Here is a 19115-nt window from a genome sequence, read left to right as displayed (position 1 = left end):
GGCTCCTCAGACTTTCAGCACCTTGACGGCGCATTTCTTGAAGTCGGTCTGCTTCGAAATCGGGCAGGTCGCGTCCAGCGTGAGCTTGTTGACCAGTCGCCCTTCATCGAAGAAGGGGATGAAGATCAGGCCCGCCGGCGGTTTGTTGCGGCCGCGTGTTTCCAGGCGGGCGGTGATCTCGCCGCGGCGCGAGGCGACCTTGACCATCATGCCGCGCTGCAACCCGCGCTTGGTGGCATCGTCCGGGTTCATGAACACCTGCGCCTCGGGCACCGAACGGTGCAGTTCCGTCACCCGCCGGGTCATCGTCCCGGTGTGCCAGTGCTCCAGCACGCGGCCGGTGCATAGCCACATGTCGAATTCCTTGTCCGGCATTTCCGGGGGATCCTGATAGGGCAGCGCGAAGATCACCGCACGGCCGTCCTTGTGGCCGTAGAACTTCACGCCCTCGCCGGTCTTCACGTAGGGGTCGTAGCCTTCGCGGAAGCGCCACAGGGTTTCCTTGCCTTCGACGACCGGCCAGCGCAGGCCGCGCGCCTTGTGGTACGTGGCGAAATCGGCGAGGTCGTGACCGTGTCCGCGACCGAACGCGGCATATTCCTCGAACAGGCCTTTCTGCAAGTAGAAACCCAGCTCCTTGGATTCATCGTTCATGTAGCCAGGAATCGCGTGGCCATTGGCCTTCTCGACGTCCGCAAGGGGGAACTTGTTCACCGTGCCGTTCTTGAACAGGACATCGAACAGGGTCTTGCCCTTGACCTCGGGCTTCTTGGCGATGAGTTCGGCCGGCCACACGTCCTCGACCTTGAAGCGCTTCGAGAATTCGAGGAGTTGCCACAGGTCGGACTTGGCCTGACCCGGCGCGGACACCTGCTGGCGCCAGAACTGCGTGCGGCGCTCGGCGTTGCCGAAGGCGCCTTCCTTCTCGGTCCACATTGCCGCGGGCAGGATCAGGTCGGCCGACAGCGCGGACACGGTCGGATAGACATCGGACACGACGACGAAGGCTTCCGGATTGCGCCAGCCCGGATAGATTTCGCCGTTGATGTTCGGCCCCGCCTGCATGTTGTTGGTGACGGCAGTCCAGTAGCACTTGAGCTTGCCGTCCTTCAGCGCACGGCTTTGGGCCACGGCGTGCAGGCCGATCTTGTCGGGCAGGGTGCCTTCGGGCAGCTGCCAGATCTTTTCGGCGATGGCGCGGTGCATCGGATTGGTGACCACCATGTCGGCCGGCAGGCGGTGGGCGAAGGTGCCGACTTCGCGCGCGGTACCGCAGGCCGAGGGTTGACCGGTCAGCGAGAACGGGCTGTTGCCGGGCTCGGAGATCTTGCCGGTCAGCAGGTGCACGTTGTAGATCATGTTGTTCACCCAGGTACCGCGGGTGTGCTGGTTGAAGCCCATGGTCCAGAACGACATGATTTTCTTCTTCGGGTCGGCGTAGAGCTTCGCCATGCGTTCAAGCCGCTCGGCCGGCACGCCGGAGAGCTTGGACACCTTTTCCAGCGTGTACTCGGACACGAACTTGGCGAATTCGTCGAAGCTGATGTCGGTTGCGGCGCCGGTATTGCCCTTGGGCTTGCCGTCGGCACCGGCGTAGCCGTTGTTGGTGGCATTTGCTTCGAGCGCATGGTTCGGGCGCAGGCCGAAACCGATGTCGGTCTCGCCCTTCTTGAAGTTGACGTGTGCCTTGACGAACTCGGTGTTAACTTTCTTGTTCTGGATGATGTAGTTGCAGATGTAGTTCAGGATCGCCAGATCGGTGTTCGGCACGAAAACCATGCCGTTGTCGGCGAGCTCGAAGGAGCGGTGCTCGTAGGTGGACAGCACATGCACTTCGCTGCCTTCCTTCGACAGGCGCCGGTCGGTGATGCGCGACCACAAGATCGGGTGCATCTCCGCCATGTTGGAGCCCCACAGCACGAAGGCGTCGGCGTTCTCGATGTCGTCGTAGCAGCCCATCGGCTCGTCGATGCCGAAGGTGCGCATGAAGCCTGCGACCGCGCTGGCCATGCAGTGACGCGCGTTGGGGTCGAGGTTGTTGCTGCGCAGGCCGGCCTTGTGCAGCTTGACCGCGGCATAACCTTCCCAGATCGTCCATTGGCCGGAGCCGAACATGCCGACCGATTCGGGACCGTGCTGCTTGATCGCGGCCTTCCACTTCTCGGCCATGATGTCGAAGGCCTGATCCCAGGTGATCGGTGCGAACTCGCCGTTCTTGTCGTATTTGCCGTTCTTCATGCGCAGCAGCGGCTTGGTCAGCCGGTCGTTGCCGTACATGATCTTCGACAGGAAGTAGCCCTTGATGCAGTTGATGCCACGGTTGACCGGTGAATCCGGATCCCCCTGCGTGGCCACCACGCGGCCGTTCTGCACGCCGACCAGTACCGAGCAGCCGACACCGCAGAAGCGGCAGGCGGCCTTGTCCCAACGCACCTTGGTGGAACCATTGGCGGGCTGCTGGGCCCCGGCCACTACCGGGATGCCGATGCCGGCGCCGGCGGCCGCCGCAGCAATCGCATTGGTCTTGATGAATTCGCGTCTATCCATGGTCATTTCAAGCCTCCTTGTCCTGAGCGCTGCCGACACCGTCCGCCGCCTGAAGCGGCAGGCCCGGGATCGGTTCCGGGTGTTCAATTTCGTTTTCCAAACCTTCGTCCGTGTATTCGTAAGCCAGCGTCACGCTGAGCACATGGCGAACCATATTCACCGCCAGCACCGAATCGGTCATGGCGTAGCCTTCGCCGTCCTCGACGGTGACGATCACGCGCCCCTGTTCGATATTCGCGCCGTGCACTTCGACGCCCGGGATTTCCACGAGCGCGGTCTTGAGCGTGTCGATGTGCTCGGGGCTGACCCTGACCACGAGGCTTGCGATCTTCATTCGTGCTTCTCCACATTCTTCGTTAACGCAATGGCGCCGACCGGACAGGGTGCGTAGCAGGCACCGCAGCCGGTGCAGCGTCCCGCGTCGAATTGCGGCTGTGCGACCCCGCCCGCAGTCGGACGGAAGCGGATCGCAGCTTCGCCGCAGATTTCGCCGCACACCCGGCATTCGACGCCGCGGCGCGCCAGACATGCATCGCCGATCGCTGCTTTCACGTTCCACGGCGCGACGCTTTCACTGCGGCGCATCAGCGCACCTGGCTTGCACGCAGTGACGCAATCGCCGCAGAAGGTGCATTCACCGCGACTGAAATCGACGACCGGGAATCCGCCACCGCCCGCGATCAGGATTGACGTCGGGCACACCCTGAGACAGTCACCGCAACGCGTGCACACCTCTTCGAACATGTCACCACGTGCTACCCAGGGTGGGCGCAGCGCGTCACTGTCAGGACGGAGGCGGCCCTGCAAAAAGCCGCGACGAGAGATCGACATGAAGCGCCTGCATTACCCTGACTTGTCCATGGGTTTTCATTGGACACGCACGGACGAAGCCGAACCTTGACTGGCATCAAGGCGAGAATCGTTCATATCTAAAAGGCCCGGCTGCGGCAGGCGCTGGTGCGCTCAGCGTTCGGTGCGCATGTGCTCGACCGCCCAGACCGCAGCCTCGACGCGGGAACGGAAGTTGAGCTTGCGCAGCAGGTGCTTGACGTGCACCTTCACCGTGCCTTCCGCGATGTCGAGCTCGCGGGCGATCTGCTTGTTCGACAGGCCTCCGGCGATACGCTCGAGGATGCGCTGTTCGCGCTCGGTGAGCCCGGCGGCGGACGCGCTTTCGGGGCGTTTTTCCTGGCGCAGCGCGGCAGCCATCAGGTGCGTGAGCGCATCGGACACGACGATGCGCCCGGCGGCTGCAGACTTGAGCGCCTCAACCATCTCCTCCGGCTCCATGTCCTTGAGCAGATAGCCATCGGCGCCGGCACGCAGCGCGGCAACAAGATCTTCGGCCGCATCCGAGACCGTCACCATCACCACGCGCGTATCGAGATCGGCCTGCTTGACGAAACGCAGCACCTCCAGACCGGACATGTCCTTCATGTTGAGGTCGAGCAGCAGGAGATCCGGCCGCAGGCGGAGGATGTGTGCGATCCCTTCCTTGCCGTCGGCCGCTTCGGCCACCAGACGGAAACCGGGGACGGTGCGCAGCAGCTGGATGAGCCCTTTGCGGAACAGGGGATGGTCGTCGATGATGATGACGCTTTGCGGGGTCTCGGTCATGATGCGTCCGTAAAAGCGGGAAAGGAGGACGAGGTTTCGGCGGCCTGCGGGTGAAAACGCACCACGATACGCGTGCCGCCGGCCGGTCGGGGCTGAACGTCGAGCAGGCCGCCCAGTCCATGCGCCCGCTCGCTCATGATGCTCAAGCCGAAATGGTGCGGTTCGGCCAACGACGGGATGTCCAGGCCCTTGCCGTCGTCCTCGACGACGACGCTGACTTCGCCATCTCCGTCGCACGACAGCCCCACATGAATCCGGCTCGCCTGGGCGTGGCGCGTCGCATTCGACAGCGCTTCGCGAATGATGTGCAGGACGTGGATTTCCTGGTTCGGGCTGAGGTGGCAGCGCCCGAGCTGAATGTCCAGGTCGATCGGGATCCCGCTGCGGCCGGCATACTCGGCAATGGTGTTGCCCAGCAGGCGTGCAAAGTCGCCTTCCATGCGCAAACGGAAGGTGGCAAGCAGCTCGCGCAACTGCCGGTAGGCGGCATTGATGCCTTCCCTGAGGTCGGCAAGAATGGCCTGGGCCTCGTCGCGCGGCTGCGGTCCCGCGAGCGCCGGCGCCAGCAGGCTGACCTGGATCTTCATGAAGGACAGCGACTGGGCGAGCGAATCGTGCAGTTCGCGGGCGATGATCGAACGCTCTTCCTGCAGCGCCAGCAGGCGGTCGCGCTCGCTCTGGTGCGAAATGCCAAGGGCGATGCCCATGTGGCGCGACACGGCTTCAAGCAGCGTGCGCTCCCAGTCCTGCAGGCGCTGGCCGATCGGCAAGGCCAGGCGCAGCATGCCGTACTGCCGATCCGTGTCGCGCAGGGGCACCAGCAGCACGTCCACGTCGCCTTCCCGCTGGTAGCTCCACGGCGCCTGGCGACCGGGACAATGGGCACATGCGTCACCGCTGTCGCCGCGCTGTGCACAGTCGCCGAATGTCGACGACAGCACGGTAGCGGCCCCGCCATGCTTGGCCTCGACGCACACGAAACTGCCCTTGAGCCCCAGCGTGTATTCGAGATCGCGCAGGGTTTCAGCGTAGGTTTCGCTGCTGGTCGGAGCGTAGTACAGGCGCGAGATGACGTAGTACAGCAGTTCCAGCGCACGGTTGCTGCGCGTCAGGTCGGCGGTTTTCTCGTCCACGCGTGTCGCCAGGTCGCGATAAGCCGCCGACAGCTCGCCCGCCATGGCGTTGAAGGATTCACCGACGCGACCGAGCTCATCGCGCCCGGTATAGCGGCTGCGCACGTCGAAATCGCCCCGCGCGATGCGCGCCGCGCAGGCACGCAGATCGGTGAGCGGCTGGAACACGCTGCGGCGCAGCGCGTACAGCGCGGCAATCACCACCGCCAGCAACAGCACCAGCGCTGCCGCGAGCATCGAGCGCAATTGCTGGATGCGCGACTCGGCATCGGTCTCCAGCACCGCCACCAGCGTGTTGATCTGCTCCGCGAAGGCATCCACCTCGCCAAGCAATGCCTGGTAATGGCCGACGGCCAGGGGATCATCCTCCCCCGGCGTCGGAATCTCCAGCAGGCGCGGTTTGATCCGCGCACGCCAGCCGGCATCGACGCCGCGGAAGATCGATGAAAACACGCTACTCGGCTCGCGCTCGAGCACGTCCTTCAGAGCCGGATGCGCGAGCGCGGTCTCGAACTGGGCAACCGCCTCCTCGACTCTCGCCTGCTCCGCGGCGCCATTCAGCCCGCGCGCCAGTGCCAGTCCGCCGGCGCGATGGGTCAGGCGCCGCAAGCTGCCGGCGACATTGATGGCACTGGCGCTGCCGCGCACCGACTCGACCACCACGACCGACGCACCGATGCCGACCACGCCGATCAGCGCGACCGCCGCGAACGCGAACACGAGCAACAGCAGGATCGCCCGGCTTGCGAGTTTGTCCCACACCCGCAACCAAAGTCCGCGCGGCACGCCGGAGCGCTCATCCACGGCAATGTTCATGGAGATACCTCCATATACCCGGCTCCGTCACAGAACGCCTCTTCAAAAAAACTAAACTCAATGATTCAACCACTTACAACATACCACCAATACCTACAAAGGGGTATGCATTGCACATCGCCGAAAATATGCCTTGTAGATTGTCGCGACAGCGCGACCTAGACTCCGCCTTGAGTCATCGACCGCCATGGGGCGGGCCTGTCCAAGGAGAAAAACAGCATGGCGACCACGACCCATCCCCAGACCGTTCAGACGCTCGCACACATTGCCCCGTTCAATCGCCTCGACCCCGCCACCCTCGGTCGGCTTGCCCACGGCGTGCGGGCCTGTCGCGCCTCGCGCGGCGAAATGCTGATGCACCGGGGCGCCGAACCCGGAGGGATGTTCCTGGTCGTTGAAGGCGAGGTCAAATTATTCCTGATCTCCAGCGCAGGCGCGGAAAAGATCGTCCGCCTGGCGGGTACCGGCGACACTTTCTGCGAGGAAAACATTCTCAGCGACACCCGGCAGACCCTTGCCGCGCAGGCCACCCGCAACAGCGTGGTGCTGCACCTGCAGCGCAATGCCCTGCAGGTTGCGATGGCGGCGCAACCGGCTTTCGCGATGGCGCTGATGGCACGCTTGTCGGAGCGCATGAGCGAATTGATGGAAGGCATGGAACAGTGCATCCAGCGCAGCAGCACGCAGCGCGTCGCGCACTACCTTGTCCAGCACGCCGACCGCGACGCCGGCAACGTCGAGGTGCACCTGCAGTGCGACAAGCAGACCATCGCCTCGCAACTGAACCTGACGCCGGAAACCTTCTCGCGCGTCCTCAATCGCCTGACCCGCGACGGGTTCATCCTGCCGCGCGGCCGCCGCGCGATCACGTTGACCGACCTGCCGCGCCTCGAACGCATCGCTGCCTGAAGCGGGTCTGGGACGAACGACGCACGGACGCGCCCCCCGCTCAGTTGTCGAGCGGCGTGACCGCCCGATGGTGCGCATCGGCGGCCAGCCAGCGCACCAGGATGCGGTAGATATCCAGATCGAAGCGGCGCGACGGCAGTTTTGCTCGAAGCTGCGCAAGCCCGTCTGGACTGTCAGCGCTGCCGAGGTGGCACCAGCGGTCCAGCAGGTGGAAGGCCTCGCTGCCGCTGTGCGCACAACGCTCCGTCACGACCACCGCGCCCGGCCACGGCCAGGCTCGCAGCCTGACTGCGCCGAGAGCCCCCAGCAGGCGCTCGTCGTGTGCGGTGATGCTTTCCTTGCCGGCACATACGCCGGCACAACGTTTCGCCAGATGCGCCGAACACGCCCCGTTGCTGCCATGCTCCAGCCCGAGGCGCCGCGGGCACAGCTGGTAGGCGTGTGCCAACTCTCTCAGCAGGTTGTCGGCCTCCTTGCGTGTACGGAACGCGCCGTGGACGTCGCCCCAGGCGGCCGGATCGCTGCCTCCCAGGACCACGCGCTGCAGGATGGGCGGCCGCTTGCGGCCCGGAATCATCTGCAGGCCGAAGGCCTCATCGCCACCGCTTGCCGGGCGATTGTGCGGCGGGCGGCGACTGCGCAGCAGTTCCGCCTCGCGCAGCAGCGTGGTCAGTTCGCCCGCGCTTTCCTCCCAATCGACGCGACGCACGCGGCGCGCCAGATCGGCATCCTTGCCCTTCACGGAGGGCGAGAAATGTTCCGTCACGCGCGCACGCAGGCTTGCGCTACGGCCGATGTACAGCAGCTGATCATTGTCGCCGTACAGGAAATACACACCGGGCGCCTCGGGCAGCCCTTCCAGCACGCCCACGGGCAGCTCGGCGGGACGCACCGGCTGTTTCATCGCGCGCTCGACGGCACGCGCCAGCACATCGGCGGGAAAGACATCCGTAACCAGGCGTGCAAACTGCCACAGCACCTCGGTATCGCCCATCGCACGGTGGCGCGCGTCGCAGGTGAAGCTGTGGCGCGCAATCAGCGCATCGAGACCATGGCGGTGATGTTCGGGATACAGCGCGCGCGACAGCTTCACCGTACACAGCACCGGCGCATCGAAGCTCTGGCCGATGCGCGTAAATTCACTGCGGATGAAGCCGTAATCGAAACGCGCGTTATGGGCGACGAAGACAGCACTGCCGAGCCGTGCGCGCACCTCGTCGGCGACGTTGGCAAAGGTCGGCGCGCCGGCGACCATTTCATCGGTAATCCCGATCAGGCGCTGGATCAACGACGGGATCGGGCACTCGGGATTGACGAGGCTTTCCCAGCGCTCGACGATCTCCCCCCGCTCGATGCGCAGCACGGCAATCTCCGTCACGCGGTCGCGCACCGGATTCGCGCCGGTAGTTTCGACGTCGATCAGGACCAGGGATTCAGGCAGCGACACGCGGATCGGGCAAGTTCGGGAGTCCGCAGAACACAGCTCCGGCGCCGCCTAGGTGCACCGAAACGGCAGCGGGATCAGTGATTGGTATCGTAGTAATAGGCTTTGACGGGCACGCTCGACGCATCGTAGCTTGCCTGCGTCCGGACTTCCTGCGGCTTGTCCCACCACAGCGCACGCCCCTTTTTCTGTTCCTGGATTTCCTGTGGATGCTTTTCCATCCACTCGCGCATGAACTTGGTGTGTTCCGATTCGTAGATCGCCATCTTATTCTCCCTATGCAAGGCGACGCATTGTAGACCTACGCCGGGTTCACGCCAATGCGATTGCACGCGACCCCAAGCGGGCGGCGAGGCGTCGCAGGCGGGCGTGCCTCGGCGTCGCCAGCTCATTCTGTCAATGCGACAGCGTCTCGTCGATCAGGATCCAGCCCGCCGTCGCCGCGAGCAGCGCCGCCATCGTCCAGTTGAACACCTTAAGGACCCGCGGACTCTTCATCCATACACTGAGCCGGTCCCCCGCGATTGCCCACAGCGCGATGCACGGCAGGTTGACCAGCGCGCACCACAGCGCCAGCGTCGCTGCGGCCTGCCAGCCGCTACCGCGCGGCAGGAACAGGATCGCGACGTTGAGCACCATCATCCACGCCTTGGGATTGACCCACTGGAACAGCGCCGCAGCGAGAAATCCCAGTGGGCGCGCGTCTTTGGCACCCCCCGGCTGACCGGCACGCGCCTGACGCCACGCCAGCCACAGCAGGTAGCTGCAGCCGACGACGACCAGCGGCAGCCGCACGGTATCGAGCCATACCAGCATCCACGCGAGTGCGCTGGCCACCAGCATCACCTGGACGGCATGCCCGACGCTGACCCCGAGCAGGTGCGGAACGGTGCGGCGGAAGCCGAAATTGACGCCACTGGCGGCGAGCATAAGGTTGTTCGGCCCGGGCGTGACGGACATCGTGACCACGTAGGTCATCAAGGGCACATCGAACATGACTTCTCCTTGGGGGACTGCTCACATGCCACCAAGGATAGAGATCGCCGCGACGTGGTTACAGCACCAGAAAAGTACATTTATACTGGACACAGATTGACAGATTCTCAGCTGTATCCATTCAAATCGTCGCGTACTGCCCCCTACATGTCCGCCAACACGATGCAAGACGCCCCGCAGCCGCTCTACCAGACCCTCGCGCAGGAGCTCCGCCACGCGATGAACGACGGCCGCCTGCCGGCGGGCGAGCGCCTGCCCTCGGTGCGCGAGGCGGCCAAAAGCCGCGGGCTAAGCATCAATACGGTGCTGGCTGCTTACCGCCAGCTGGAAACGCACGGCCTGATCGAGGCGCGACCGCAGTCCGGCTATTTCGTCCGCTCGCGCCTGCCTACCCCGCCGGCGCCGCGCTTCGCGCCGGCCAGCACCACCGCGCAACCTGCCGAAACCGTGGTGCTCGACCAGATCACGCGCGTCCTCGCAGCCCAGTCCAGCCCCGACACCATCGACCTGTCCCTCGCCTGCCCCAAGGGGGGCGACTTCTACCCCGGCGAGCGCCTCGGCCGGCTGATCGCCGACCTTGCACGCCACCGCCCCAACCTGCTGACCGACTATTCGCTGCCGCCTGGTTCGCTGCTGCTGCGCCGCGAAATCTGCCGCCATGCGCAGGATCTGGCGATGACGCTGGCGCCGGACGACATCATCCTCACCAATGGCTGCATGGAGGCGCTGCAGCTCGCGCTGCGCGCCGTCACGCGGCCGGGCGACACCATCGCGCTGGAATCACCGACCTACTTCAACCTGATTCCGCTCGCCGAACGGCTCGGGCTCAAGACCATCGAAGTGCCCACGCATCCCGACGCCGGCATGTCGCTCGACGCGCTCGAACTGTTGCTGTCGGAAAAGCGCTTGCAGGCCATCGTCGTGATGCCCAACGTGCACAACCCGCTCGGCACCAGCATGCCGCTCGACGCCAAGCGGCGCCTCGCGGACCTCGCCAATACCTACCAAGTGCCGGTCATCGAGGACGCGCTGTACGCCGAGTTGCAGTACGCGACGCCACTGCAACCGGCGGTGAAGGCCTTCGACCGCGACGGCTGGGTGATCGTGTGTGCGTCCTACACCAAGACGCTGGCGCCGGGCTTTCGCATCGGCTGGATGGAAGGCGGCCGCTTCCGGCGCGAACTCAGCGAACTCAAGTTCTGTACCTCGGTGTCGCAGCCGGCGCTGCTGTGCGAGGCGCTCGGCGTGTTTCTCGAGAACGGTGGCTACGCCCAGCACCTGCGCCGCCTGCGCCGCACCTACGCGGGCCAGATCGACCGGCTGCGCGCGCTGATCGACAGCGCCTTTCCGGCCGGCACGCGGGCCACCCAGCCGACCGGGGGTTTCCTGCTGTGGGTGCAACTGCCTGCCGGCGGCGACGCGAACCGTCTGTTCGACGCAGCCCTGGAGCGCAGGATCAGCATCACACCGGGCAACCTGTTCTCGCCCAGCGGCCGCTACACGCAGCACATCCGCCTGTCCGGCTGCTACCCGTTCTCCGACCGCTACGTGCATGCGCTGATGAGCCTCGGCGAACTGGTCGCCCAGCAGCAATGAACACCAAACGTGCGCATCGTTACGTCGCGGCCGGCATCTGCCCGCAGAAGCTCGCGAGGATGTTCTCCACTTCGGCGCGCGGCAGCTCGCGCACGATGAAGACCAGCCGGCTGCGGCGATCGTCGTAAGGCGAGCCCGTGGGCCAGGCGGGCAGGCTGCTGGTCGGATAGGCGACGTGCTGGACGCACTGCACGACACGCGGCAACGGGTCGCCGGCGACGTTCAGCAATCCCTTGATGCGCAGGATGCGTGCGCCATACACCTGCAGGATCAGGCCGAGGCCGTCGGAAAAGCCCAGCCAGTCGAGCGGTTCGTCGAAAGCGAGGACGTAGCTCGCGACGCGGTCGTCGTGACGCGCGGCATGGCTTGCCGGCGGCGCCGGTTTCGCACCGGGCCGGCGCCAGCTCGCGGACGGCGACACCGCGCGCTCCGCCTGCGCGCGCACCTGCTCGTCGCCCAGCCAGCGCGCGACGTCCGGATTCTTGCCGCCCGGGTCGTACAGGCCGCAGCCGGACACCGCCGACACCGCCACCTCGCCGCCGTACACCTCGACCTGCGGCGCGCCGGGATTGAGCATCGCGAGCCGCGCGGCCAGTGCGGCGCGGTCGTCCGCGGTCGCGAGATCGCATTTCGTCAGCAGCAATCGGTCGGCCATCGCCACTTGGCGCACCGCCTCGCGATGGCTGTCGAGCTGGCCCTGCGCGTGCGTCGCATCGACCGCGGTGATCACGCCATCGCAGCGGTAACGCTCGGCGATGAAGGGCTCCTGCATCAGCGTGTAGATCACCGGCGCCGGATCGGCGAGGCCGGTGGTCTCGATCAGCACGCGTTCAAGCCCCGGAATCTCGCGGCGCAAGGCCCGCATGAACAGGTTCTTCAGCGCCTTCACCAGATCGCCCTGCACACTGCAGCAGACGCAGCCGGAATCCAGCACGACGAGGGTCTCGTCGACCTTGTCGACCAGATGATGGTCGATGGCGACCTCGCCGAATTCGTTGATCAGCACCGCCGCGCGCGCCATGCCCGGATCGCCGAGCAGGTGATTGAGCAGGGTGGTTTTGCCGGCACCGAGGAAGCCCGTGAGCAGCGTCACCGGAACGCGGCGATCAGTCGCGGCGGACGCGCCGCCGGCCGGCTGCAGGGGCTCGTTCATCGAGATTCAGCTGCGCACGTCGCTCTTGGTGCGGCCGATGCGCACGACCTCGGGCACCCGCCGCACGCTACGCATCACATGGGCAAGGTGCATGCGGTCGCGCACCTGCACGGTGAGACTCATCGCCGTGTACAGCCCGCCCTGTTCATTGTCCATGACGACGTTCTGGATGTTGCAATCTTCGTCGGCAATCGCGCTGGCCACGCGCGCGAGCACGCCGCGCACGTTCTTGGTGAGGACACGGATCGTGACGTCGAACAGACGCTCCTCGCCCGCCTCCCACTCGACGTCCACCCAGCGCCCGCGGTCACCGCGCAGCTTGGCCACCAGCTGGCAGTCGTGGAGGTGCACTTCCAGCCCCTGGCCCTTGCGGATCACGCCGATGATCGGATCGCCCGGAATCGGCTGGCAGCAGCGTGCGAGCTGCACCGCGATGCCCTCGCTGCCACGGATCAGGATCGCGCCGGCGGGCTTCGGCTTGACCACATCCGGGCGGCCGGATTCGAGATCCTGCGCCTGCGCCACACGCCGCGCGACGATCACCGGCAGACGCCGGCCAAGGCCGATGTCGGCGAAGACTTCCTTCTTGCTGCGCACGCCGCGGTCGCGCAGGAAGCGGTCCCACGCAAACGCGCTGATCTGGCCCAGCGTCAGCCCGTGCGGGCGCAAAGCCTGGTTGAGCAGCCGCTCGCCCAGCGCGACGGATTCCTCGTGCTGCGCGCCCTTGAGGAAGTGGCGGATCTGCGCGCGCGCCTTGCCGGTACGCACGTAGGCGAGCCAGGCCGGGTTGGGATTGGCGTGTGCCGCGGTGATGATCTCGACCTGGTCGCCGTTGCGCAGCTCGGTACGCAGCGGCATCAGGTCGCCGTTGATGCGGCAGGCGACGCAACGGTTGCCGATGTCGGTATGCACCGCATAGGCGAAATCCACCGGGGTCGCCCCCTTGAGCAGCGACAGGATCTTGCCCTGCGGCGTGAACACGTAAACCTCGCCCGGGAACAGATCGATCTTCACGTGTTCGAGGAATTCGGTCGCGCCGCCCGAGGCCGACTGCAACTCCAGCAGCGACTGCAGCCAGGAGTGCGTCTTCTGCTGCAGCTCGGTCAGGGTCTTCTCGTCTTCCTTGTACAGCCAGTGCGATGCGACGCCGCTCTCGGCAATGTGGTGCATCTCGGCGGTGCGGATCTGCACCTCCACCGGCGTGCCGAAGGGTCCGATCAGCGTGGTGTGCAGCGACTGGTAGCCGTTCGCCTTGGGAATCGCGATGTAGTCCTTGAACTTGCCCGGTACCGGCTTGTACATCGAATGCAGCGCGCCGATCGCGAGGTAGCAGCTCGGCACATCGCGCACGATGACGCGGAAGCCGTAGATGTCCAGCACCTGCGAGAAGGACAGGTGCTTCTCGGCCATCTTGCGGTAGATCGAGAACAGGTGCTTCTCGCGGCCGAACACCTCGGCGGCGATGCCCCATTGCGGCAGCCGCTCCTCGACCGCCTGGCTCACCTTGCCCACCACCTCGCGGCGGTTGCCGCGCGCCGCCTTGATCGCGCGCGACAGCACGCGGTAACGCATCGGGTACTTGTGCTCGAAGGCGAGTTCCTGCAACTCGCGGAACAGGTTGTTCAGCCCCAGCCGGTTCGCGATCGGCGCGTAGATCTCCAGCGTTTCCTTGGCGATGCGGCGGCGCTTGGCGGGGCGCACGCAGTGCAGCGTGCGCATGTTGTGGAGGCGGTCGGCAAGCTTGATCAGGATCACCCGCAGATCGCTCGCCATCGCCAGCAGCATCTTGCGGAAATTCTCGGCTTGCGCCTCTTCCTGCGAGCGGAATTCGATCTTGTCGAGTTTCGACAGGCCATCGACGAGTTCGGCGGAGGTCTTGCCGAAGCGTTCGGCGATCTCCTGCTTGGAGATGTGGGTGTCCTCCATGACGTCATGGAGGAGCGCGGCGATCAGGGCCTGCGGGTCGAGGTGCCAGTCGGCGACGATGTCGGCGACTGCCACCGGATGCGAGATGTAGGGATCGCCGCTGATGCGGAACTGGCCCTCGTGGGCGCTCGCCGCAAAGTGATAGGCGGCCTCGATGCGGCCGACGTCCTCGGGGCGCAGATAGGTCGCGAGCTTGGCCTTGAGTTCGGCGAAATCAAGCGACAACACGCACGAGGGCGCCGGTCGGAACGGTTCGGGAGCGGGAATCGCGGCGGCAGCATCCATGGCACGAGCTCCCCTCCCCGGCGGGGATCAGGCCTGCCCGCGGTTGAGGATTTCCAGCCCGACCTTGCCGGCGGCGATTTCGCGCAGGGCGATCACGGTGGGCTTGTCCTTGTCGCTCTTGTCCAGTTCGACCTGGGGGGCCGAGCCGATGGTGATCTGACGGGCACGATAGGTCGCCGCCAGGGTGAGCTGGAAGCGGTTGGGGATTCTTTTGAGGCAATCTTCGATGGTGACGCGAGCCATGGTTAGTCCTGTTGAAGAAAATCAAAATACTGCAGGTGCCGCAAACGCTGGTTGGCGTAGCGCAGCCGCGAGGCCTTCACCACCGCCACAAGATCGTCGACGGCACGCCGCAGCTCATCGTTCAGTATAACGTAGTCGAATTCGCCGACATGGCGCATCTCGCCGCGCGCGCCAAGCAGGCGCCGGGAGATGACATCATCACTGTCGGTGCCGCGTCCGCGCAGACGCGACTCCAAGGCCTCCAGCGACGGCGGCAGCACGAACACGCCGACCGCGTCGGAAAAGCTCTTGCGCACCTGCTGTGCGCCCTGCCAGTCGATTTCCAGCAGGATGTCGCGCCCGGCGGCGATCTGCTCCTTAAGCCAGACCTTCGAAGTGGCGTAGTAGTTTCCGTGCACTTCGGCCCATTCGAGGAATTCACCGCGATCGCGCAGCGCGCGGAAAGTGGCGACATCGACGAAATGGTACTCGCGCCCGTCCTGCTCGCCGGGGCGCGGGTCGCGCGTCGTATAGGACACCGACAGGAACATCTGCGGGTCGCGCTCGAGCAGCCCCTTCACCAGGGTGGTCTTGCCGGCGCCCGAGGGCGCAGTGATGATGATCAGGGTTCCTGGCATGGAATTTTGCGCACCGCATCGCGAGGAGCGGGCGACCTCCGTGGTTCGATGGTGGTTACGGTTGCCGACGCTGGCCGGGCGTCCGCCTGAACGCCGCGGGCCGCATGGGGATTGTGCCAGCCACGGCGCGACGCGCCAATCGTCGGCCGCACGGGCAAGGCGCTGCGCTTGTTGTTAAACTGCATATTTCGACACTCCGGATACGCACATGTCGTGGAAATTGACAGATAGCGGAGCGCTGCTGGCGCTCGCCGAAGCGGGCACGCTGTCACCACAGCAACTCGAACGTGCGACGGCAATCGCGCCGCTGTCGCCCGCACGCGAAGAATGGCTGAGCGCCGCCGATCAGGTCCTGGCGCTTGCCGGTGCACTGCTGCTGGCGGCGGGGCTGATCTTCTTCTTTGCCTACAACTGGGACGATCTGCATCGCTTCGCCAAGCTCGGCATGGCGCTCGCGGCCCTCGCCGCCTGCATCGGCACTGCACTGGCCGCCGCGCCCTTCGGCACGGTGTATCGCGCGGCCCTGCTCGCCGCCTGCCTCGCCACCGGCGCCCTGCTGGCACTGATCGGCCAGACTTATCAGACCGGCGCCGACGTGTGGGAGCTGTTCGTCGCCTGGGCGACGCTGATGCTGCCCTTCGCACTGTTGTCGCGCTCGTCGGCGTGCTGGAGCCTGTGGCTCGTCGTGGCCAACGCCGGCCTGCTGCGCTACCTGTCGGAGTCGCGCTGGGCACGCTTTCTCGGTGCCCTCGGCGAGCCGGAGTCGCTGTTCGCGATCGCCGCGCTGAACACGCTGGTGCTGCTCGCGTTCGAATTCGCCGGGGACAGGCTGCTCGTCGTACCGCGCCGCCATGTGCAGCGCCTTGCCGGCCTCGGCGTGCTCGCCCCGCTGGCGTTCGGCGCATGCGTCGGCTGGTGGGAGGAGGAATATCTCGGCGTCGGCGCCGTCTTCGTGGTCGTTGCCGCGGCGTTTTCCGGCGCCTACCTCAGGCAGCGCCGCGACGTGCCGATGCTCGCGTTGACGATATTCGCGGCGATCGCGGTCGCCAGTGCCGCGCTGGCCCGCCTGCTCGCGCACGGCGCGGACTTCTTCGCGATGAACCTGATCGCCGTGTTCGTCATCGCCACCACGGCCTTCGCCGGAGTGTGGCTGACCCGGCTGTACAAGGAGGGACGCGGCGCATGAGTCATTCCCCCTCCCCCGTGCTGCTCGAACGCCTGCACGGCAACGCGATCATCGACGACGCGCAGCACTCGACGCTGGCCGCATGCACCCCGACGCCCTGGTGGCTTGCGCTGCTGCTCGGAATTGCCGCGTGGATCGCCGCGCTGATGATCATGTCTTCCTTCTTCGGCCCGCTGATGATGTTCGACAATGGTCCGGTCACGCGCGGCATCGGCGGCATGGTGCTGCTCGCCGCCAGTGCTTTCCTGTTCCACGGCCGCAAGGCCTTCACCGACCAGATGGCGCTGGCATTCTCGCTGGCCGGGCAAGGCCTGGTGCTGTCGTCCGTCGCCGATCGCTTTTTCGAACTGCTCGAAGGCTCCGACGATGTCGCGCTGGCGGCGCTCGCCCTCAGTGCGGTAATGGCGGCGATCCCGGCCACGGTACTGCACCGCAGCGTGTGCGTGCTGATCGCGCTGTCCAGCCTCGGCTACCTGATCGGCGCCGGCAGCGGCCTGGCCGTGTTCGGCGTAAGCCTTGCCGCCACCGCGACGGCCCTGTGGCTCGGCCGCAGTGCGTGGGCTGCCTACCCGCGGGCGCCGCTGCTCAAGGCTGCCGCCCATGCCACGACGCTGGCGGCGCTGTGTCTGGCACCCTACGGCAATAGCCCGTCGGCGATCGGCGTCGTGGGCGAACTGCTGCTCGGCAGCCAGACATCGCTGGTGCTGCCGATCTACCGTATCGGCAGCGCGCTGGTGCTGCTCTGCACCGTCGCGTGGTTGTGCCGGCGGGCGGGCTCCCTGCGCCTGACGGCGCTCGCCGCCGCGATGCTGTTCGCCGTCGCCGCGCATCCCGCCCCTGGGCTGATCGTCGGCACGACGCTGCTGCTTGCAAGCTTCCACGCCTGCCATCGGCCGTGGATTGTCATGTCGCTCGTGTTTTCAGGGCTCTACCTCGGCGAGTTCTACTACAGCCTGCAAAGCACGCTGCTGGTCAAATCGCTCGCGCTTACCGCCAGTGGCGCACTGCTCCTGGCACTGCGAGTCGCGCTACGCGCCCAGACAAGGAAGACAGCATGAGTACCCGGATGATTCGTGCCGCACTGATCGCGGCATTCGTGCTGGTCGCCGGCACCGCACTGTTCGCGGTGCGCGGCAACGAGCGCATGCTCGAAAGCGGTCGCATCGTGCTCGTGCGTCTTGCGCCCGTCGATCCGCGCTCGCTGATGCAGGGCGACTACATGGCGCTCGCCTACGCGATCGACAATGAAATCCTGCGCGGCGAAGCGCATGGCGGTTATGCGCATCTGGCGCTCGACGGCGAGGGACGCGCATCGCTGGCGGCGCTCGGCGACCGACTGCCCGACGCCCCCGCGCAGGTGGCGATGAAACTGCGTTCGCGCGACGGCATCACCAGCATCGGGCCGAACGGATTCTTTTTTCAGGAAGGACGGGCCGCCGACTTTGCTCGCGCACAGTGGGGCGAATTCCGCGTCGACAGCGACGGCAAGGCGCTGCTGACCCATCTGCGCAGCGAAGACCTGCAACGCCTCGGCGAGAACCGCCGCTGAACTGTTATCTTGTGCGGCATGACTGAGCTGCTCACACCCCTCAAGCGCCTTATGGGCGGGTTCTGCCTTGCGGCACTGGCCGCGGGCGCAGCTGCCCAAGGCGCGTCGCCCTTGCCCGCGCTCGGCGCGCAACTGTCGCAGCTGACGGTTTCCGGCATTTCGTCGGGGGGCTTCATGGCGGTGCAGTTCCAGGTCGCCCATTCCTCACTGGTGGCGGGCATCGGCGTCCTTGCCGCCGGCCCTTACGAATGCGCCGAAGGCAGCATGTGGCGCGCGCTCAACAACTGCATGGAACCGGGCACCGGCGCACGCGTCCCCGACACCGCACGGACCCTCGCCCGCATCGACACCCAGGCACGCGCCGGGCGCATCGACGCGCCGGCGGGCCTGCGCGACGATCGCGTGTGGGTGCTCGCAGGCGGTGCGGACCGCACCGTCGAACGACCGGTCGTCGACGCGCTGCTGGGTTTCTACCGCCAGCAGGTGGCGGGCGACGCCATCCGCTTCGTCGACGTTGCACCGGCAGGACACGCGATGATCTCGGTCGCCGATCCGCAACCCAACGCCTGCGGCACGTCGGAGCCCCCTTACATCAACCGCTGCGGCGACCTCGATGCCGCGGGCGAAATGCTCGCGCACCTGCTCGGTCCGCTCGCGCCACGCAGCACCAGCGCGGGCGGCGAGATCCTCGCGTTCGACCAGCGTCCCTTCACCGGCGTGGCACCCGTCGACCTGAGCATCGCCGACCAGGGTTACGTCTATGTTCCCGCCGCCTGCCGCGGCGGCGGCTGCCGCGTGCATGTCGCCTTTCACGGCTGCCGCCAGAGCGAGGCACAGATCGGCCGGCGTTTCGTCGAGCGCGCGGGATACAACGAATGGGCCGACGCCAACCGCCTGCTGGTGCTGTACCCGCAGGCCCGTCCGCGCAGCGGCCTGGCGTGGGGATCGCTGCGCTGGGTGTACAACCCCAAGGGCTGCTGGGACTGGTGGGGCTATACCGACGCGGCCTATGCAACGCGTAACGGTGGACAGATCAAGGCGGTGCGCGCGATGCTCGAGCGCCTGGCGACGCCGCTGTCGCCCGCACCGGAGCGCTGA

General features: G+C 66.2%; 18 protein-coding genes. 6 read left to right on the top strand and 12 right to left on the bottom strand.

Translation table 11 applies throughout. The annotated features are described in order from the left end of the window. Positions 1-6: 6 nt before the first annotated feature. The 5 genes from napA to GPA25_RS13130 all read right to left on the bottom strand — a co-directional run bounded on the left by napA (position 7) and on the right by GPA25_RS13130 (position 6113). Entirely contained in the window at positions 7-2553 is a 2547-nt protein-coding gene (gene napA, locus GPA25_RS13150; protein WP_169260856.1) for a nitrate reductase catalytic subunit NapA, read from the bottom strand. 1 nt (position 2554) lies between these two features. Continuing rightward, the gene (locus GPA25_RS13145) at positions 2555-2881 is read right to left on the bottom strand and encodes a chaperone NapD (RefSeq protein ID WP_169260855.1); all 327 of its coding nucleotides are present in this window, start codon (positions 2879-2881) and stop codon (positions 2555-2557) included. Further along, a complete protein-coding gene (gene napF / locus GPA25_RS13140; protein WP_169260854.1) occupies positions 2878-3378 on the bottom strand; it encodes a ferredoxin-type protein NapF in 501 nt (166 codons plus the stop codon). Before napF ends, GPA25_RS13145 begins: the two co-directional genes overlap by 4 nt. 132 nt (positions 3379-3510) lie before the next feature. After that, the gene (narL, locus tag GPA25_RS13135; RefSeq protein ID WP_169260853.1) at positions 3511-4164 is read right to left on the bottom strand and encodes a two-component system response regulator NarL; all 654 of its coding nucleotides are present in this window, start codon (positions 4162-4164) and stop codon (positions 3511-3513) included. Next, positions 4161-6113 (bottom strand): histidine kinase, encoded by a 1953-nt coding sequence (locus GPA25_RS13130; protein WP_169260852.1) that lies wholly within the window; start codon positions 6111-6113, stop codon positions 4161-4163. The genes narL and GPA25_RS13130 overlap by 4 nt, the downstream gene beginning before the upstream one ends. Positions 6114-6332: 219 nt before the next feature. On the opposite strand from GPA25_RS13130, the gene GPA25_RS13125 reads away from it, so the two are divergent. Beyond that, positions 6333-7022 carry a Crp/Fnr family transcriptional regulator gene (locus GPA25_RS13125; RefSeq protein ID WP_169260851.1) on the top strand — a complete coding sequence of 230 codons (690 nt, stop codon included), beginning with the start codon at positions 6333-6335 and terminating at the stop codon, positions 7020-7022. Positions 7023-7062: 40 nt separating this feature from the next. Here GPA25_RS13125 and GPA25_RS13120 read toward each other — a convergent pair whose 3' ends face one another. From GPA25_RS13120 to GPA25_RS13110, 3 genes are all read right to left on the bottom strand, one after another. Further along, complete coding sequence (locus tag GPA25_RS13120) at positions 7063-8469, bottom strand: exonuclease domain-containing protein (protein ID WP_169260850.1); 1407 nt, start codon at positions 8467-8469, stop codon at positions 7063-7065. A 74-nt stretch (positions 8470-8543) separates the two neighbouring features. Then, complete coding sequence (locus tag GPA25_RS13115) at positions 8544-8732, bottom strand: DUF3460 family protein (RefSeq protein WP_169260849.1); 189 nt, start codon at positions 8730-8732, stop codon at positions 8544-8546. Positions 8733-8862: 130 nt separating this feature from the next. Beyond that, positions 8863-9462, bottom strand: a complete 600-nt coding sequence (locus GPA25_RS13110) for a LysE family translocator (RefSeq protein WP_169260848.1) — start codon at positions 9460-9462, stop codon at positions 8863-8865. 96 nt (positions 9463-9558) lie between these two features. Between GPA25_RS13110 and GPA25_RS13105 the strand changes: the two genes are divergently transcribed. Continuing rightward, positions 9559-11058, top strand: coding sequence for an aminotransferase-like domain-containing protein (locus GPA25_RS13105; RefSeq protein ID WP_246265659.1), 1500 nt, complete (start codon positions 9559-9561; stop codon positions 11056-11058). Positions 11059-11077: 19 nt separating this feature from the next. On the opposite strand, the gene GPA25_RS13100 is transcribed toward GPA25_RS13105, so the two are convergent. From GPA25_RS13100 to gmk, 4 genes are read right to left on the bottom strand one after another with little or no spacing between them, the layout of a single operon-like run. Continuing rightward, entirely contained in the window at positions 11078-12211 is a 1134-nt protein-coding gene (locus tag GPA25_RS13100; RefSeq protein ID WP_169260847.1) for a CobW family GTP-binding protein, read from the bottom strand. A gap of 6 nt (positions 12212-12217) precedes the next feature. Next, positions 12218-14422: a RelA/SpoT family protein gene (locus GPA25_RS13095; RefSeq protein WP_169260846.1), complete on the bottom strand. Its 2205-nt coding sequence runs from the start codon at positions 14420-14422 to the stop codon at positions 12218-12220. Positions 14423-14449: 27 nt separating this feature from the next. After that, the gene (gene rpoZ, locus GPA25_RS13090; RefSeq protein ID WP_169260845.1) at positions 14450-14665 is read right to left on the bottom strand and encodes a DNA-directed RNA polymerase subunit omega; all 216 of its coding nucleotides are present in this window, start codon (positions 14663-14665) and stop codon (positions 14450-14452) included. Positions 14666-14667: 2 nt separating this feature from the next. Then, positions 14668-15282 carry a guanylate kinase gene (gene gmk / locus GPA25_RS13085; RefSeq protein ID WP_169260844.1) on the bottom strand — a complete coding sequence of 205 codons (615 nt, stop codon included), beginning with the start codon at positions 15280-15282 and terminating at the stop codon, positions 14668-14670. A gap of 208 nt (positions 15283-15490) precedes the next feature. Between gmk and GPA25_RS13080 the strand changes: the two genes are divergently transcribed. From GPA25_RS13080 to GPA25_RS13065, 4 genes are read left to right on the top strand one after another with little or no spacing between them, the layout of a single operon-like run. Further along, positions 15491-16468: a DUF2157 domain-containing protein gene (locus tag GPA25_RS13080; RefSeq protein ID WP_169260843.1), complete on the top strand. Its 978-nt coding sequence runs from the start codon at positions 15491-15493 to the stop codon at positions 16466-16468. Further along, the gene (locus GPA25_RS13075) at positions 16465-17526 is read left to right on the top strand and encodes a DUF4401 domain-containing protein (protein ID WP_169260842.1); all 1062 of its coding nucleotides are present in this window, start codon (positions 16465-16467) and stop codon (positions 17524-17526) included. The genes GPA25_RS13080 and GPA25_RS13075 overlap by 4 nt, the downstream gene beginning before the upstream one ends. Beyond that, a complete protein-coding gene (locus tag GPA25_RS13070; protein ID WP_169260841.1) occupies positions 17523-18017 on the top strand; it encodes a GDYXXLXY domain-containing protein in 495 nt (164 codons plus the stop codon). Before GPA25_RS13075 ends, GPA25_RS13070 begins: the two co-directional genes overlap by 4 nt. Positions 18018-18035: 18 nt before the next feature. Continuing rightward, positions 18036-19115, top strand: coding sequence for an extracellular catalytic domain type 2 short-chain-length polyhydroxyalkanoate depolymerase (locus GPA25_RS13065; RefSeq protein ID WP_169260840.1), 1080 nt, complete (start codon positions 18036-18038; stop codon positions 19113-19115).

This window comes from Aromatoleum diolicum, assembly GCF_012910955.1.
Classification (GTDB): Bacteria; Pseudomonadota; Gammaproteobacteria; order Burkholderiales; family Rhodocyclaceae; genus Aromatoleum; species Aromatoleum diolicum.
Note: the sequence above shows the minus strand (reverse complement) of the source record. Positions and strands in the feature narration are given on the sequence as shown.

What these genes read in the sequence shown, in the direction of transcription:
- GPA25_RS13130 (WP_169260852.1), bottom strand. Translation starts at nt 6,113, where the DNA reads ATGAACATTGCCGTGGATGAGCGCTCCGGCGTGCCGCGCGGACTTTGG.
- GPA25_RS13100 (WP_169260847.1), bottom strand. Translation starts at nt 12,211, where the DNA reads ATGAACGAGCCCCTGCAGCCGGCCGGCGGCGCGTCCGCCGCGACTGAT.
- GPA25_RS13145 (WP_169260855.1), bottom strand. Translation starts at nt 2,881, where the DNA reads ATGAAGATCGCAAGCCTCGTGGTCAGGGTCAGCCCCGAGCACATCGAC.
- rpoZ (WP_169260845.1), bottom strand. Translation starts at nt 14,665, where the DNA reads ATGGCTCGCGTCACCATCGAAGATTGCCTCAAAAGAATCCCCAACCGC.
- gmk (WP_169260844.1), bottom strand. Translation starts at nt 15,282, where the DNA reads ATGCCAGGAACCCTGATCATCATCACTGCGCCCTCGGGCGCCGGCAAG.
- GPA25_RS13070 (WP_169260841.1), top strand. Translation starts at nt 17,523, where the DNA reads ATGAGTACCCGGATGATTCGTGCCGCACTGATCGCGGCATTCGTGCTG.
- GPA25_RS13080 (WP_169260843.1), top strand. Translation starts at nt 15,491, where the DNA reads ATGTCGTGGAAATTGACAGATAGCGGAGCGCTGCTGGCGCTCGCCGAA.
- napA (WP_169260856.1), bottom strand. Translation starts at nt 2,553, where the DNA reads ATGACCATGGATAGACGCGAATTCATCAAGACCAATGCGATTGCTGCG.
- GPA25_RS13095 (WP_169260846.1), bottom strand. Translation starts at nt 14,422, where the DNA reads ATGGATGCTGCCGCCGCGATTCCCGCTCCCGAACCGTTCCGACCGGCG.
- GPA25_RS13065 (WP_169260840.1), top strand. Translation starts at nt 18,036, where the DNA reads ATGACTGAGCTGCTCACACCCCTCAAGCGCCTTATGGGCGGGTTCTGC.
- GPA25_RS13075 (WP_169260842.1), top strand. Translation starts at nt 16,465, where the DNA reads ATGAGTCATTCCCCCTCCCCCGTGCTGCTCGAACGCCTGCACGGCAAC.
- napF (WP_169260854.1), bottom strand. Translation starts at nt 3,378, where the DNA reads ATGTCGATCTCTCGTCGCGGCTTTTTGCAGGGCCGCCTCCGTCCTGAC.
- GPA25_RS13110 (WP_169260848.1), bottom strand. Translation starts at nt 9,462, where the DNA reads ATGTTCGATGTGCCCTTGATGACCTACGTGGTCACGATGTCCGTCACG.
- narL (WP_169260853.1), bottom strand. Translation starts at nt 4,164, where the DNA reads ATGACCGAGACCCCGCAAAGCGTCATCATCATCGACGACCATCCCCTG.
- GPA25_RS13125 (WP_169260851.1), top strand. Translation starts at nt 6,333, where the DNA reads ATGGCGACCACGACCCATCCCCAGACCGTTCAGACGCTCGCACACATT.
- GPA25_RS13115 (WP_169260849.1), bottom strand. Translation starts at nt 8,732, where the DNA reads ATGGCGATCTACGAATCGGAACACACCAAGTTCATGCGCGAGTGGATG.